The 12,615-nt window shown below is 60.6% G+C and carries 16 protein-coding genes and 2 pseudogenes; 14 read left to right on the forward strand and 4 right to left on the reverse strand.

Translation table 11 applies throughout. From position 1 onward, the window contains the following. Positions 1-427: 427 nt before the first annotated feature. From C6382_RS00540 to C6382_RS00590, 12 genes are all read left to right on the forward strand, one after another. Positions 428-967 carry an STY4534 family ICE replication protein gene (locus tag C6382_RS00540; protein ID WP_107022628.1) on the forward strand — a complete coding sequence of 180 codons (540 nt, stop codon included), beginning with the start codon at positions 428-430 and terminating at the stop codon, positions 965-967. Between the two features lie 67 nt (positions 968-1,034). Next, positions 1,035-1,292, forward strand: a complete 258-nt coding sequence (locus C6382_RS00545) for a hypothetical protein (protein ID WP_107022629.1) — start codon at positions 1,035-1,037, stop codon at positions 1,290-1,292. Between the two features lie 66 nt (positions 1,293-1,358). Continuing rightward, positions 1,359-1,853: a JAB domain-containing protein gene (locus tag C6382_RS00550; RefSeq protein WP_107022630.1), complete on the forward strand. Its 495-nt coding sequence runs from the start codon at positions 1,359-1,361 to the stop codon at positions 1,851-1,853. A 65-nt stretch (positions 1,854-1,918) separates the two neighbouring features. Next, a complete protein-coding gene (locus tag C6382_RS24230) occupies positions 1,919-2,290 on the forward strand; it encodes a hypothetical protein (protein WP_256588868.1) in 372 nt (123 codons plus the stop codon). Positions 2,291-2,350: 60 nt separating this feature from the next. Next, positions 2,351-2,635: a hypothetical protein gene (locus C6382_RS24235; protein ID WP_256588869.1), complete on the forward strand. Its 285-nt coding sequence runs from the start codon at positions 2,351-2,353 to the stop codon at positions 2,633-2,635. 129 nt (positions 2,636-2,764) lie between these two features. After that, the gene (locus tag C6382_RS00560; RefSeq protein ID WP_107022631.1) at positions 2,765-3,262 is read left to right on the forward strand and encodes a PilL N-terminal domain-containing protein; all 498 of its coding nucleotides are present in this window, start codon (positions 2,765-2,767) and stop codon (positions 3,260-3,262) included. Further along, complete coding sequence (locus tag C6382_RS00565) at positions 3,259-3,930, forward strand: hypothetical protein (RefSeq protein WP_107022632.1); 672 nt, start codon at positions 3,259-3,261, stop codon at positions 3,928-3,930. The genes C6382_RS00560 and C6382_RS00565 overlap by 4 nt, the downstream gene beginning before the upstream one ends. A 10-nt stretch (positions 3,931-3,940) precedes the next feature. Continuing rightward, the gene (locus tag C6382_RS00570; RefSeq protein WP_107022633.1) at positions 3,941-4,660 is read left to right on the forward strand and encodes a TIGR03759 family integrating conjugative element protein; all 720 of its coding nucleotides are present in this window, start codon (positions 3,941-3,943) and stop codon (positions 4,658-4,660) included. Further along, positions 4,642-5,196 carry a transglycosylase gene (locus C6382_RS00575; RefSeq protein WP_107022634.1) on the forward strand — a complete coding sequence of 185 codons (555 nt, stop codon included), beginning with the start codon at positions 4,642-4,644 and terminating at the stop codon, positions 5,194-5,196. The genes C6382_RS00570 and C6382_RS00575 overlap by 19 nt, the downstream gene beginning before the upstream one ends. Continuing rightward, the gene (locus C6382_RS00580) at positions 5,193-5,612 is read left to right on the forward strand and encodes an integrating conjugative element protein (protein WP_107022635.1); all 420 of its coding nucleotides are present in this window, start codon (positions 5,193-5,195) and stop codon (positions 5,610-5,612) included. Before C6382_RS00575 ends, C6382_RS00580 begins: the two co-directional genes overlap by 4 nt. A 9-nt stretch (positions 5,613-5,621) precedes the next feature. Further along, complete coding sequence (gene traD / locus C6382_RS00585) at positions 5,622-7,748, forward strand: type IV conjugative transfer system coupling protein TraD (RefSeq protein ID WP_107022636.1); 2,127 nt, start codon at positions 5,622-5,624, stop codon at positions 7,746-7,748. Between the two features lie 35 nt (positions 7,749-7,783). Continuing rightward, complete coding sequence (locus C6382_RS00590) at positions 7,784-8,512, forward strand: TIGR03747 family integrating conjugative element membrane protein (RefSeq protein WP_107022637.1); 729 nt, start codon at positions 7,784-7,786, stop codon at positions 8,510-8,512. A gap of 271 nt (positions 8,513-8,783) precedes the next feature. On the opposite strand, the pseudogene C6382_RS00595 reads toward C6382_RS00590, so the two are convergent. Both C6382_RS00595 and C6382_RS00600 read right to left on the reverse strand, forming a co-directional pair. Then, positions 8,784-9,173: pseudogene (locus C6382_RS00595) on the reverse strand (transposase); the annotation flags it as partial. Then, positions 9,170-9,295: pseudogene (locus C6382_RS00600) on the reverse strand (transposase); the annotation flags it as partial. The pseudogenes C6382_RS00595 and C6382_RS00600, both read right to left, overlap by 4 nt. A 235-nt stretch (positions 9,296-9,530) precedes the next feature. Between C6382_RS00600 and C6382_RS00605 the strand changes: the two are divergent. Next, positions 9,531-10,535 (forward strand): LLM class oxidoreductase, encoded by a 1,005-nt coding sequence (locus C6382_RS00605; protein ID WP_107022638.1) that lies wholly within the window; start codon positions 9,531-9,533, stop codon positions 10,533-10,535. Further along, a complete protein-coding gene (locus C6382_RS00610; protein ID WP_107022639.1) occupies positions 10,532-11,479 on the forward strand; it encodes a nuclear transport factor 2 family protein in 948 nt (315 codons plus the stop codon). Before C6382_RS00605 ends, C6382_RS00610 begins: the two co-directional genes overlap by 4 nt. 18 nt (positions 11,480-11,497) lie before the next feature. Here the strand turns inward: C6382_RS00610 and C6382_RS00615 are convergent, their stop codons facing one another. Both C6382_RS00615 and C6382_RS00620 read right to left on the reverse strand, forming a co-directional pair. Beyond that, positions 11,498-12,004, reverse strand: a complete 507-nt coding sequence (locus C6382_RS00615; protein ID WP_107022640.1) for a substrate-binding domain-containing protein — start codon at positions 12,002-12,004, stop codon at positions 11,498-11,500. 218 nt (positions 12,005-12,222) lie between these two features. Continuing rightward, a complete protein-coding gene (locus tag C6382_RS00620) occupies positions 12,223-12,549 on the reverse strand; it encodes an iron-containing alcohol dehydrogenase (RefSeq protein WP_256588912.1) in 327 nt (108 codons plus the stop codon). Between the last annotated feature and the right edge of the window lie 66 nt (positions 12,550-12,615).

The raw sequence follows: 12,615 nt of genomic DNA on the forward strand, positions 1-12,615 counted from the left end.
GTTAGATCGGCAGTGGAGGTTTGCGACGGACTCCGGTGCCACATCGCCGGGTCAAGGGTGGTCCAGCTCCTCCTAGCCTGATGACCGTCGGGCTATTTTTTCGCCGCCGAAAATCCACTGAAGGCCACCGATTTCCACTTGCCCGGGCTGCCCGCATTCCACGGTTGACGGGCTCTAGAGCGCGTTTTATAGATGAACTGTACACCGCTGTCGCTGACAGCACCCAGGTAGCCAGGACCTTCAAGGCTACGCCCGCTTCGGGTGGTTCTCCCACAAGTGCGACTCGCGCTCGGCAGCTCGCACGGTCACCGCTCCATCGGTGATGAGCGCCTTCTCTACCGATCACGTTTTTGCACCTCCCCTTGCGGAACTCACCAGCCGCCAGGGTCGGTGGATGTCCGCGTTTCTGCTGAACAGGAGCTCCATCATGACTACTGCAAGCAATAACGCCCCCAACACCTACTTCAACCTGCACACCCAAGGCATCGGTTACCTGAACCGTGTTCGCGAAGTCCCGGTTCGCCGCGGCCAAGCGTTCATGGCCTGTGACATCGCTGCCTTGCACGGTGCCTCGGACGACGTCGAGTACACCCGCTTCGACTGCAAGGTCGCCAGCGGTGAAGCCGACCGGCTGATCCGTGAACACCTGGAAGACGTCCGCGCTGAACGCAAAGTCCTCATCGCGTTTCGCATCGGTGACCTCTGGGTCGATCCCTTCATGTACGAGAAAGGCGAGCGCAAGGGGCAACCCGGCGCCAGCCTCAAAGGCCGACTGATCTTCATCGAGTGGATCAAGGTCGATGGCCAGTTCAGCTACCGTGCGCCGGCTCGCACAGACGCTGCCGCCGCCCCTGAGGCTGCTGAAGCAGCAGAGTCGGAAAAAGCGGACACCTTCGGTGACGCCGAACAGGGCCAGCCAACCCCGACCACCGCACGCAAATCCACCGCCGCACGTCAGTCTGCCTGAGGCAGGTTGACCGCCAGCAGCAGGCGCCCTTAGAAGCGCCTGTTGTTCATTCACGTCGGAGGTCGCCATGGAAAGCTTCTGGCTCTGCGAGGACTGCCTGCAGGCGGTCGCCTACGACGACTTCAGCGCGCTGTCGTTGTACTACAGCGAGGCTGAAGTCGAGCAACGCATCGCCCACATGCGCACCCAGCTGCAGGCCCTGCTACCCCTGAGCGCCGATTACGATCCGCGTACCGGCGCCGGTATCGAGGCCTGCTCCACGCAACCGTGCGAGGGCTGCCAAAGCCCGCTGCACGGCACTCGGCATCGCTTCACGCGCCTTTGATCACACACATAAACCAGCCTGGGGCACGCCGCCAGGGGGCGCTCCATCTCTCACGAGGAAATGCCCATGAATACCGCCTTGAACCTGGTCGAGCCGCTCGACGCCGTACTCGCCCAACGCGCCCGCGAGGATGCGCTGATCAGCGAGGCCCTGCAGTTGCTGGACCAGCGTCACTTCCAGCGCGGCGAGGTGCTGATAACCCCCGCCGATGCCGCGGCCTACTTGAAACTGCAGCTCGCACCGTACCACCACGAAGTGTTTGCCCTTCTCTGCCTCGACTCCCACCACCGCGTACTGAGCTTCGACATCCTGTTCACCGGCAGCATTGACGGTGCAACCGTGTATCCCCGCGAGGTGGTCATCAAGGCACTCCAACACAATGCCGCCGCCGTGATCTTCAGCCACAACCACCCCTCCGGCTGCTCGGAACCGAGCGGCGCCGATCGGGTGCTCACCACCCGCCTGACCGAAGCCTTGGCCTTGGTTGAGGTACGCGTCCTGGACCACATCATCGTCGGCGAAGGCACCCCGCTTTCGTTGGCCGAATACGGCTGGATCTGACAGCCCACCTTGCCCATGAGGTCACCGCCCGTTCGGGGTGACCTCGGCGCTTTCGGAGAACCACCATGCACCCTTCCCTACCAAATCCGTTTCTTCGCGGTTTCCAAGACCTTCGCTACGAGCGTGTCGTGCAGATCAGCTATGCCGACGATTGCCCACCGTGCTACCGCGCACTGCACCCGGCTCAGAACGAGCTGCCCAATGAGGCCATCATTCTGCAGCCGTGCCTGTTCGATGACGACGTCGCGGTTATCACCGATGGTGTATGCGTACCCGAGTTTCTACGCATGCGCTGCCCGGCCGACGGCTTGGTGAGCACTGGGTTCTACCAGATCATGGGCAATCAGCTCGGACGCCCGATGCATATCGGCGACCTCGGCAACGTGGAAGCCGCGCGTAACCTGATCGAGCACCTGTCCTTTGCCACCGGGCACTAAAGTCGCAGTTGGGAAATCAGCAGCGCTCACCTGCCTGCGGACGACTTCGAGTACCTGCAAGTGCGCGCTTGGTGTAATTCACCGGCGGGCTTTTTCGAGTGCTTCGAGCTCAACAGCAGCCGTGCCGTCGGCTGCAAGCTGTATTCGACGCCCTGGGTAGCAGAAATTGAAGCCGGCGGCAGCAGTTGCAGCGCCGACGAAGTCAGTGCGCGGATGCTCGCTGACCGTGTCCCGCCGGTACTACTCCAGTTGCTCATGCTGGCAGGCCAGGCGGACACTCGCCTTCTGATCTTTGACCCGGACGCCGCACCACTGACGGAACTACCGCTATTCACCGAAGACTGACCAAGGCGCCCTACGGGGCGCTTTTTTGTGGTAGCCGGCAGAAAATCTGGCTCGCCGGATTCGGTTTTCCAGTGGGGACACGACTCGCGCCTTCGCCATGGTATCGACAACATTTGTCGAGACCCGGTCATGCACACACCCACACTCCCCACCCTCGGACTGATGATCGCCCTGGCTGGCTGCAGCACGCCGCTCCCGGCCCCCGCACCCGCGGAACCACCCGCATCGCCGAAGCCGATAACCCAGATTCCGGCCTGGGGCCGCCAGGACCGTTACACCCTGGTCACCACCCGACCGACGCTGGAGCAGCGCCAGCCGCTGTATCAATTGGTCAACGTGCAGATCGCCCCGGCCCTGCACGCCTCCATTGGTGAAGCCCTGCGTCACGTGCTGAAACGCTCGGGCTACGCGCTGTGTGCCGATAGCGCAGCGGCGGATCGCTTGTTCCGCCGCCCACTGCCTGCGGTGCAGCACCAGCTCGGGCCGATCTCACTGCTGGACGCGTTGACCATTATCGGCGGCCCGGCCTGGCGACTCGACATCGATCCGGTCGATCGGACCGTGTGCTATGCCCTGCGCGTGCCGCCGCCCGCACCACCCTACTCGACACTGGAGATCACGCGATGAAGGTCCTCCATTTTCAAGCCCTGGTGGTGGGCGCCCTGTGCCTGGGCGCCGCGGTGCTCGCCGCCAAAACGTACAACCATCATCAGCAGCTGGCCGAGCTGCAGGCTGCCGCCCGCAATGCTCCACCCGATCCAGCGCCGGCCCTGCGCCGCGATATCGGTGCATTGGGTGACAGGCTCGCGACGCTGCAGCCGCAGGTCATGGCGTTGGGCGAGGCGCAAGGTCGACACACTGCGGCGCAGGCCGCCCTCGGCCGGCAGCAGGATGAGCTGGCCGTCTCGCTGAAGGCGCTCCAGGCAGCACCGCCAGGTCCAAGCAGCAGCGATCTGACAGCACTGGAACAACGGCTAGCCACGGCAGAGGTAACGCTCGATAAACTGTCGACCCGTCCTTCTGTGCCTGCGGCCGCCAACGCACGGCCGCAGGCCTCCACCAGTGAGAAAGCCAAGGCCAAGGCTCTGGCCCCGCCTTTCACCTTGCTGGGTATCGAGACCCGAGGTGACGTCAGGTTCGTGGCAGTCCTGCCCGCAGGTAAGCATTCGCTTTCGACCGTGCACCTGCTGCAACCGGGCGACAGTTTGAACAGCTGGCAATTGCGCACGATTCGCGCGGACCAAGTGGTGTTCCACATCCCTGGGCATGGCGACCGCACACTGCCCCTGCCGTAAAGAGGTGCTTATGGCTCGGTTCTCTATCCTCTCGCTCATCCTGCTCCCCAACTGCCTGTTCGCAGGAGTGGCGTGGAGCGTGCCAAAGCTGGTCGACTCTGCCCCGCAGTTCAGCGAACAATCGCGGCTGGATCGGCAGCCATCCGATGCGGCTCGGGCCAAGGCCTGGGGGCTGACGGATGATGAGTGGGCCAAGTTCAAGCGCCTGCAGGCTGGGCCCCGCCACTACTGGTCGCCACAGCTCGACCCGCTCACCACCCTCGGGGTGGAAGCCAACTCGGACCAGGAACGGCATCACTACGCCGAACTGCAGGTCCGTCTCGAAGCCAAACGCGCCGAGCGTGAGCTGGCCTACCAGAAGGCCTATACCGCCGCCTGGGTGCGCCTGTTCCCGGGCATGTTGCCGGTGCAGGGTCTGGCCGATGAGTCCGCTACGGTGAGCAACAGCCGCTTTGCCCTGTTTGTGGAGGAACGCTGCGCTCCCTGCGTCACCAACACCCAGCAGTGGCTGCGTGCCGGCGCGCACCTCGACGTGTACCTGGTCGGCAGCCAGGGGAATGATGGGCGTCTGCGCCAATGGGCACATGACGTGGGCATTACCCCCGCCCACGTCAACAACGGCCAAGTGACGCTCAACCATGACCGCGGCCGCTGGTTCGCCCTGGGCGCCAGCCGCCCGTTGCCAGCGCGCTTCCAGCAGGTGGACGGGAAATGGCAGCGCCTCGACTGATCCTCGCGCTGGCCCTGACTGGCGTCAGCGCCGCTCAGCCGGGAGCCCTGCCGCCGCCAGCCTATCAGTTGGCCGCCGCGCGGGCCGGCATCCCCGCCTCCGTACTGTTCGCCATCGCCCTGCAGGAGAGCGGTACGTCGCTGCGGGGTCACCTTATACCCTGGCCCTGGACCCTGAATGTCGCCGGCACGCCGCAGCGCTTTGCCCGCCGTGATGAGGCTTGTGCCGCACTCAAGCTGGCACTGATCCGCCACGCCCCCAAGCGCATCGATGTCGGGCTGGGACAGACCAACCTCGGCTACCATCCGGACCGCTACCGCAGCGCCTGCGATGCCCTCGATCCACGCGCCAACCTAGCCGTCACTGCCGAGCTGCTGCGCGCCCACTATGCCGACAGCGGTGACTGGGTCGTGGCGGCGGGCCGCTATCACCGGCCTGCTGGCGGTACACCCGCAGTGCGCTACCGCCGACAGTTCAGCCAGCACTGGCAACGTGTTCAGGCGGTCGTGTCTTCTCCGAGAGGGCCGCAGCCATGAACCGCCCGCGCTGGCTGGCGCTGTGCACCTGCCTGTGGTGGACGGTTTTCGCGCTCGCTGCCCCCAGCCAGCTCCCCGATCCCCGCACGCTGACCTGGGTCCTGCCCGTGCACAGCGCGCGCCTCTCACCGGGTGCCGTGCCGCCGAGGGCGTTGAATCTGCCAGGTATCTCGTCGTTGTTCCTGGTCGGGCAAGATGCCGCGTCCCTGGAATGGTTGGCCCAGCATGCACAGACGCTGCAGGACTTGGGTGCCAGCGGTCTGGCCGTCGAAGTTGCCGACGCCCAGGCCTTGCGCCGCATCCAGGCAGCAGCTCCGGGACTGAACATCTGGCCGGTGAGTGGCGACGACATCGCCGAGCGGCTGGAGCTGGAGCACTACCCGGTGCTGATCACGCCCACCGGGCTGGAACAATGAGAGTGCATCATGGGTGAGCATGCGATGGAATCCCTGCTGCGCCCTGCCGTGGAGCTGTACACCGTGGGCATCTGCGTCGGCGCTGGCGCGCTGTGCCTGCACTCGCCCTGGGCCGTGGCGCTGTCGCCCGAAGTAGGGACCGGCATGGCCCTGGCCTACACCGCGTTCGGCCTGAAGCGGCTCAACGAAGCGCGGATTGTCCTGCGCTATCGGCGCAACATCCGCCGCCTGCCGCGCTATTCGCTGACCAGCCGGCAGATACCGGTAAGCGGCAAGCGCCTGTTCATGGGGCGCGGCTTTCGCTGGACGCGCCTGCACACGCAGCGTTTGCTCGAGGCTCAGGACCCGGCACTGGCCCACTACGTCAATCAATCGGCCGCCCACCAATGGGCGCGGCGGCTGGAGCATCTGCTGGAGAAGGCCCCACCCGGGCTGTCGCTGCTGCACCGCCTGACCGCCTGGGACAGCCCATTGAACCCGGTGCGGCCGCTGCCCCCGGTGGGTGGCTCGCCACTGCTGCATGGGGTCGAGCCGAAGGAACAGGAAGCCAGCTTGCCGCTAGGCGAACGCGTCGGACATACCTTGGTGCTGGGCACAACGCGGGTCGGCAAGACGCGCCTGGCCGAGGTGTATATCACCCAAGACATCCACCGGCCAAGCCAGGAAGTGGTCATCGTCTTCGACCCCAAGGGCGACGCCGACCTGCTCAAGCGCATGTACGTGGAAGCACGGCGCGCCGGCCGCGAGCACGAGTTCTACGTCTTTCACCTAGGCTGGCCGGAGATTTCCGCCCGCTACAACGCTATCGGCCGCTTCGGCCGCATTTCCGAAGTCGCCACCCGGATTGCCGGCCAGCTGAGCGGCGAAGGCAACTCGGCTGCGTTTCGCGAGTTCGCCTGGCGCTTCGTTAACATCATCGCCCGGGCGCTGATCGAGCTCGGCCGGCGCCCGGACTATCTGCAGATCCAGCGGCACGTGGTAAACATCGATGCGCTGTTCATCGAGTACGCTCAGCACTTCTTCGCCCGCCATGATCCGCAGGCCTGGGAAGCGATCGTGCAGATCGAAGGTCGCCTGAACGAAAAGAACATACCGCGGCACATGATTGGCCGGGAAAAGCGCGTGGTCGCCATCGAGCACTACCTGACTGCCAAGCGCATCTTCGACCCGGTGATGGACGGCCTGCGCTCGGCGGTGCGCTACGACCGCACCTACTTCGACAAGATTGTGGCCTCATTGCTGCCGCTGTTGGAAAAACTCACCAGCGGCAAGACCGCGCAACTGCTGGCTCCCAACTACACCGACCTCGACGATCCACGGCCGATCTTCGACTGGCTGCAGGTCATCCGCAAGCGCGGCATTGTCTACGTCGGCCTGGATGCGCTGTCCGATGCCGAAGTCGCCGCTGCCGTCGGTAACTCGATGTTTGCCGACCTGGTCTCCGTCGCCGGCCACATCTACAAACACGGCATCGACCACGGCTTGCCAGGCTCCTCTAGCGCAGCGGACAAGGTGCCCATCAATCTGCATGCCGACGAGTTCAACGAACTGATGGGCGATGAGTTCATCCCATTGATCAACAAGGGTGGTGGCGCCGGTATCCAGGTCACCGCCTACACCCAGACCTTGAGCGACATCGAAGCGCGTATCGGCAACAGGGCCAAGGCCGGCCAGGTCATCGGCAACTTCAACACCCTGCAGATGCTGCGGGTGCGGGAAACCGCGACCGCAGAACTGCTGACCAACCAACTGCCCAAGGTCAACGTGCAGAGCCGCACCCTGGTCTCTGGCGCGACGGACACCGCCGATCCTGATGCCCGTACCGACTTCACCTCCTCCTCGCAGGACCGAGTGACCACCACCGCCGTGCCCCTAATCGAACCGGCGCACATCATCGCCTTGCCCAAGGGCCAGATGTTCTCGTTCCAGGAGGGAGGACAATTGTGGAAGGTGCGCATGCCGCTACCAAAGCCGGCTAGCGACGATGCGATGCCGGCGGACCTTCAGATCCTGGCTACGCGCATGCGCGAGTCCTACAACGCCAATGCGGGGGGCTGGTGGAGCAGCGCTGGCGGTGCACCAACGTTAGATTTCGATCCCGAGATGCCTCCACCGGGGCGCAGGCATGCCTCATGAGCGCGCCGTGAGTATGTGAACACTGTGGAGTCGATATGCCTACCACCCCAGCCAGTCCACCTGCAGTGCAACGACGTCCGGGCCTCATCTTCGGCATGCTCGAACTTTGTCTGCGCCTGCTCGGCCTGCTGTTCGCTTCGCTGATCTTCTCCATCGTGCTGGAGTTCGTAGGCATGCTGTGGTTCTGGCCCGAGCAGGGCTGGCATCACAGCCATGCCATGTGGCTAAGCGAGCTGGGTTGGCTCAGTGGCCACTTCAAGAATTCGCTGCTTGTGCAAGAACCAGCACAAGCGACGGCGAAGGTACTTGAACACCTGAACAACTGGGTCGTGGTGTGTTCCGGATGGGCGCAATCCGACACTCAGCTGAAGCTGCTCAGTCGAGGAGCTTCATTGCAGGGGCAGTTCGCGCAGGTCTACGTTGTGATGCAGGATTACCTGCTGGCGGCCCTGTTCACGGTCTTCACTTTCGTTGTGCGCCTGGCCGTTCTCACTCTGGCCACCCCCCTATTTTTGCTCGCGTTGATCACCGGAGCGATCGACGGGCTGATGCGTCGTGACCTTCGTAAGTTCGGGGCAGGCCGCGAGAGTAGCTTTGTCTACCACAGAGCAAAAAGGACATTGCTGTCACTGATTCTCGCACCCTGGGTAATTTACCTATCGCTACCCTGGTCACTTAATCCTAGCTGGATATTGCTACCGTGCGCTGCACTGCTTGGCTTCATGGTAGCTATTACAACATCCACTTTTAAAAAATATCTTTAGCAAGCGTCATTAAACTAGATTACTACCAAATTTCTAAATAAAGCCAGCCTACAAATCCTCAAACTACTGACACAACAAAGAATTAATAACTGCACTATGAACTCAAACTAATAATCAGAGCACTCGCCCTATGCAGCTAGGGCGCGCTCAACTTAGGGAAACTCCGAACAAGCTGCCTTGAGCGCGCAATGAGCAGCGATTTGACGCCGCCAGACCTATTCTTCAGCCGTCAATTGGCTCAAAACCAAGGCTTTGCCCTGGCTTTAGCGCGCTACAGGCGCACCTCTCCTGCAGTGGTCAATAATTGCCGGCGCACCATCCACAGATTCGACAGTGCAAACAGCGTGGTCAGTTGCGCCGTGTTCTTGGCCAAGCCGCGAAACCGAGTCTTTACATAGCCAAACTGGCGTTTGATCACCCGGAACGGGTGCTCCACTTTCGCACGTGCCTGCGCCTTGGCCTTTTCGATCTTGCGCTTGGCTTTGTAGAGCGCGCTGCGTTTGCCCAAGTGCTTGTAAGTACTGCGTCGCGCAGCGATCTGCCAAATCACTGGCCGCCCTTCATGCTCTGGTCTTTTCTCAACACCGGTATAGCCCGCATCGGCACAGACGACGTTCTCTGCGCAATGCAGCAGATGTGCAACCTCCGTTACGTCGGCCAGGCGTAAAGGCTGTGCACGGACATGCCCAGGCGCTGGGCGACATCGGCGACAGGTTTGCCTTTTTCGGTCACTTGCTTGACCGCTTCGATCTTGAATTCTTCGGGGTAACGCTGACGACTCATGGCACCTCCTATTTGGGCCTCATTATGAGGCTTGGATGTGTCTACGAAACCCGGGGCGATTCAGAGTTCAAGCGATTGACCCAACAGATTTTTCATTGAGTGGATAGCGGCCACCAGTGGATCGCGCCCCATCAGAGGGGACACATTTTCCCCAATACCTTCACTACCATGCAGACCTGTTTATCTGAAAGCCGCTTACACAGTAGTAATCGGCTTGAAATAATGAGGTTTAGCAATGACTTCTCTCAGCCCTTCCCTTGAGCTCAGTCCCGAGCTTGCAGCTCACCCAGCCTATTCGCGAGTGTTCCAACCCGAAGGTCTCACCTTCGGATACATCATGCCTCTGGAAGGCTACCCAAATTCGCCGTTCCCTACTTTGCAGGATCATCAGCGCCTTGCTCGAATCGCGGATGAGGCTGGTTTTGCAAGTTTATGGATGAGGGACGTGCCCTTCTACGATCCAAGCTTTGGTGACACCGGGCAGATGATCGACCCCTTCGTCTACCTTGGATATTTGGCAGCCGTAACTAAAAAAATTGCTTTGGGAACGACAGGAATCGTTCTTCCACTGCGCGAGCCGTTGATCGTTGCTAAACAATCTGTGTCGGTTGACCAGCTCACCGGTGGACGATTCTTGTTAGGGCTCTCCAGCGGAGATCGCCCGATTGAATATCCAGCATTCGGGATTGATTTCGAAGCGAGAGAAGAACGATACCGGGAAGGCTTCGAGCTGATTAAGACAGTCACTGAAAACAGCTTCCCAAGCGTCTCAACCAAACTTTTCGGCCAGCTGGAAGGCTTGCTAGACATGGTACCCAAGCCAGTTGGCCCTCGACTCCCCATGATTGTCGTAGGCCGGGCCCGTCAGACGCTTGAGTGGATAGCCAATAATGCCGATGCCTGGATTTGGCATCTGAGCGACTTCAATCGTTTGCCCGGCCTCATCCGCGAGTTCCGTTCTGCCAGTCAGACCGGCAATGCAAAACCATACGGCTACGCGACGTTTTTCGATCTGGCGAAGGATCCGAGCACACCGCTGGAACGCGGCTACAACGGAATAAGGATCGGGCGTAATGCTCTCGTGGAGCTCTGGAAGCGGCAGCAGGATGAAGGTGTTTCGCACGTTGCCTTAAATATAAAACCCCTACAGCGCCCAGCATCTGATGTCCTGGAGGAGATGGCCGAGTATGTCCTTCCACACTTCCCAATTGGCCAACCTGTCTCGAAGGTGACCCAGTGACCGGCTCGAGTGATCGCACCGACATTAAGGGCGTTATAGCCACCTTTCTGGAAGCCTGGGAGAGCGGTAATTGGGAATCTGCTGGGGATATATTCACTGACAATTGCCAGCTGGTAACAAGCCACATGTCCGCTCATGAGGGTGGACGCAAGATTGTCAGAGCTTTCCAGCAAGACCGTGCAAAGGCTGATGGCTTTTCAGTGACGGCAACCAATCACTATGTGGGTGGTGGAGAAACCGACGCCAATTTCAGTTTCTACGCCTATGGCCATATCAGCAAAGCCACAAAGTCGGCCACGCTCGGATTTGGAATGACTGTCACAGGCTCTCTGAAAAAGACAGCAGGCACCTGGCGCCTCGATAGCGTGCTGATTGCCTTGAATTGGGTAACCGGGGACTACTCGCTTGCAATTCACTGGCAGCTTCCACCAGGTGACGACGGATGGAGGATTGGCGACCCAGCCCCGACCATCGTTAGCGAGCTGGATTCGCCATGGCTTGCTTTCCCTAACTCAACGGCTTCGGTGACCAGCGCGGAGTGTATTGCTGAAACCTACGCTCGTTACTCATGGGCGCTGGATCAGGCTGACATGCAGCTGCTTGCTCATTGCTTTACCAACGACGCCGCTGGTGATTTCCAACCGATGGGCCTTATTGAAGGGCGCCACGCGATCATCGGCTCCTTCAAAGAGTTTCGCAGGCCCTGGCCGTGGATGCAGCATTTCGCGGACGTGCTGGAGATCAAGTCCGACGAGGAAAAGGGTGTAGCGGAAATGATTGTCGGCAGAGTCATTCCTGGAAACTCACACACGCAAGATGGCACGCCTCTCTATGGCGCGCATTACCGGATGCGGCTTCGTCGCAAGCATGAGGGATTCTGGCAACTGACCTGGAGCGAGTACCGCCCAGGCTGGTTCAATGCCAATGAAGCACCAAGAGTTTAGTCCCTTCCTGAAAACGCTCTAAGGCCGTGGCGCCGTACTATCTCGGACGACGAGTTCGATTTGTATGCGCTCGCGGCGTGCAAGTGGGCGCCCCTCGATCAGCGCAACGATGTTGTTGGCGCTGCTGATACCAATTTTCGAAGTCGCCACCCTGACGGTCGTCAGGGCTGGTACGTAGGCAGCCGCGAACTCGATATCATCGAACCCGCTGACTGATAGTTCTTTGGGGACGTCGATCCCTTTGGAACGCGCTTCCGCCAACGCTCCGATACAGGTGAGGTCAGTGCTGCAGACAATGGCTGTAGGCTTGGGGTTAAGCTCCATAGCAATCCGCAGCCCGGCGCGCCCTCCCTCAATCGTGAATGGCTGCTCAATAATCCGTTCACTTGAAAGCTCGATCCCTGACTCGAGTAGCTGAGCGGTGATTCCTTTCAGACGGTATTTTGCCCGTTCGTTGTGAGAAACAACTCCACTGATCATGGCGATACTTTGATGACCAAGGCTAAGCAAGCGCTTGGCTATCAATCGCCCCCCCTCCTCATTGCTGAACCCCACTCAGTGATGGTTGTGAGCACCATCTAGCGACCAAATGAGGATGAATGGGCATTGGGCGGCAGTTAGTACTTCATAAATTTCAGGACTGTGTTCAGTACCCACCAACAGTAGGCCTTCGACGCCCCGCTCAATCATGTTCCTTACGTTTACCAGTTCTTGCGCCTGGTCGTATTCATGGGAAGAAATGATCAGGTGATAACTTCGTGCCGGCCTACTGCTTGGTAAGCGCTGTACCCGTAGGTCATAAACGTCGTAAACACTGCCTCTGTTAGCAGCAATGCAGTGTTCAACGCTGGAGTACCAAATGAGTTATTACCTCCGGCAGACTGACATTGTTGCGCCTCAAACTTTTTACTGATGGCGTCGCCGATGCCTGCGGCGAAAAACCTTGCAGGCGCACGGACAATCACTTCGGTGTCAACGACGACTGCGGAGGGGTTCATGTTCAGGTACTCGACACCAACGACCTTGTGCGCTTCGTCGTAAGGAGCGCCAGTAGCTCCTACAAAACGCAGTCATGAGCATCTGCGCCAATCATATTGAGGATGTGGAAAACACCGGCGCACTAAGCCTCTGTGGCA

The organism is Pseudomonas sp. BBP2017 (genome assembly GCF_003024385.1).
Classification (GTDB): Bacteria; Pseudomonadota; Gammaproteobacteria; order Pseudomonadales; family Pseudomonadaceae; genus Aquipseudomonas.

Coding starts and splice junctions, on each gene's coding strand:
- C6382_RS00540 (WP_107022628.1), top strand. CDS start 428: ATGACTACTGCAAGCAATAACGCCCCCAACACCTACTTCAACCTGCAC.
- C6382_RS00590 (WP_107022637.1), top strand. CDS start 7,784: ATGCCTACCACCCCAGCCAGTCCACCTGCAGTGCAACGACGTCCGGGC.
- C6382_RS00570 (WP_107022633.1), top strand. CDS start 3,941: ATGGCTCGGTTCTCTATCCTCTCGCTCATCCTGCTCCCCAACTGCCTG.
- C6382_RS00550 (WP_107022630.1), top strand. CDS start 1,359: ATGAATACCGCCTTGAACCTGGTCGAGCCGCTCGACGCCGTACTCGCC.
- C6382_RS00580 (WP_107022635.1), top strand. CDS start 5,193: ATGAACCGCCCGCGCTGGCTGGCGCTGTGCACCTGCCTGTGGTGGACG.
- traD (WP_107022636.1), top strand. CDS start 5,622: ATGGGTGAGCATGCGATGGAATCCCTGCTGCGCCCTGCCGTGGAGCTG.
- C6382_RS00565 (WP_107022632.1), top strand. CDS start 3,259: ATGAAGGTCCTCCATTTTCAAGCCCTGGTGGTGGGCGCCCTGTGCCTG.
- C6382_RS00545 (WP_107022629.1), top strand. CDS start 1,035: ATGGAAAGCTTCTGGCTCTGCGAGGACTGCCTGCAGGCGGTCGCCTAC.
- C6382_RS00575 (WP_107022634.1), top strand. CDS start 4,642: ATGGCAGCGCCTCGACTGATCCTCGCGCTGGCCCTGACTGGCGTCAGC.
- C6382_RS00605 (WP_107022638.1), top strand. CDS start 9,531: ATGACTTCTCTCAGCCCTTCCCTTGAGCTCAGTCCCGAGCTTGCAGCT.
- C6382_RS24230 (WP_256588868.1), top strand. CDS start 1,919: ATGCACCCTTCCCTACCAAATCCGTTTCTTCGCGGTTTCCAAGACCTT.
- C6382_RS00560 (WP_107022631.1), top strand. CDS start 2,765: ATGCACACACCCACACTCCCCACCCTCGGACTGATGATCGCCCTGGCT.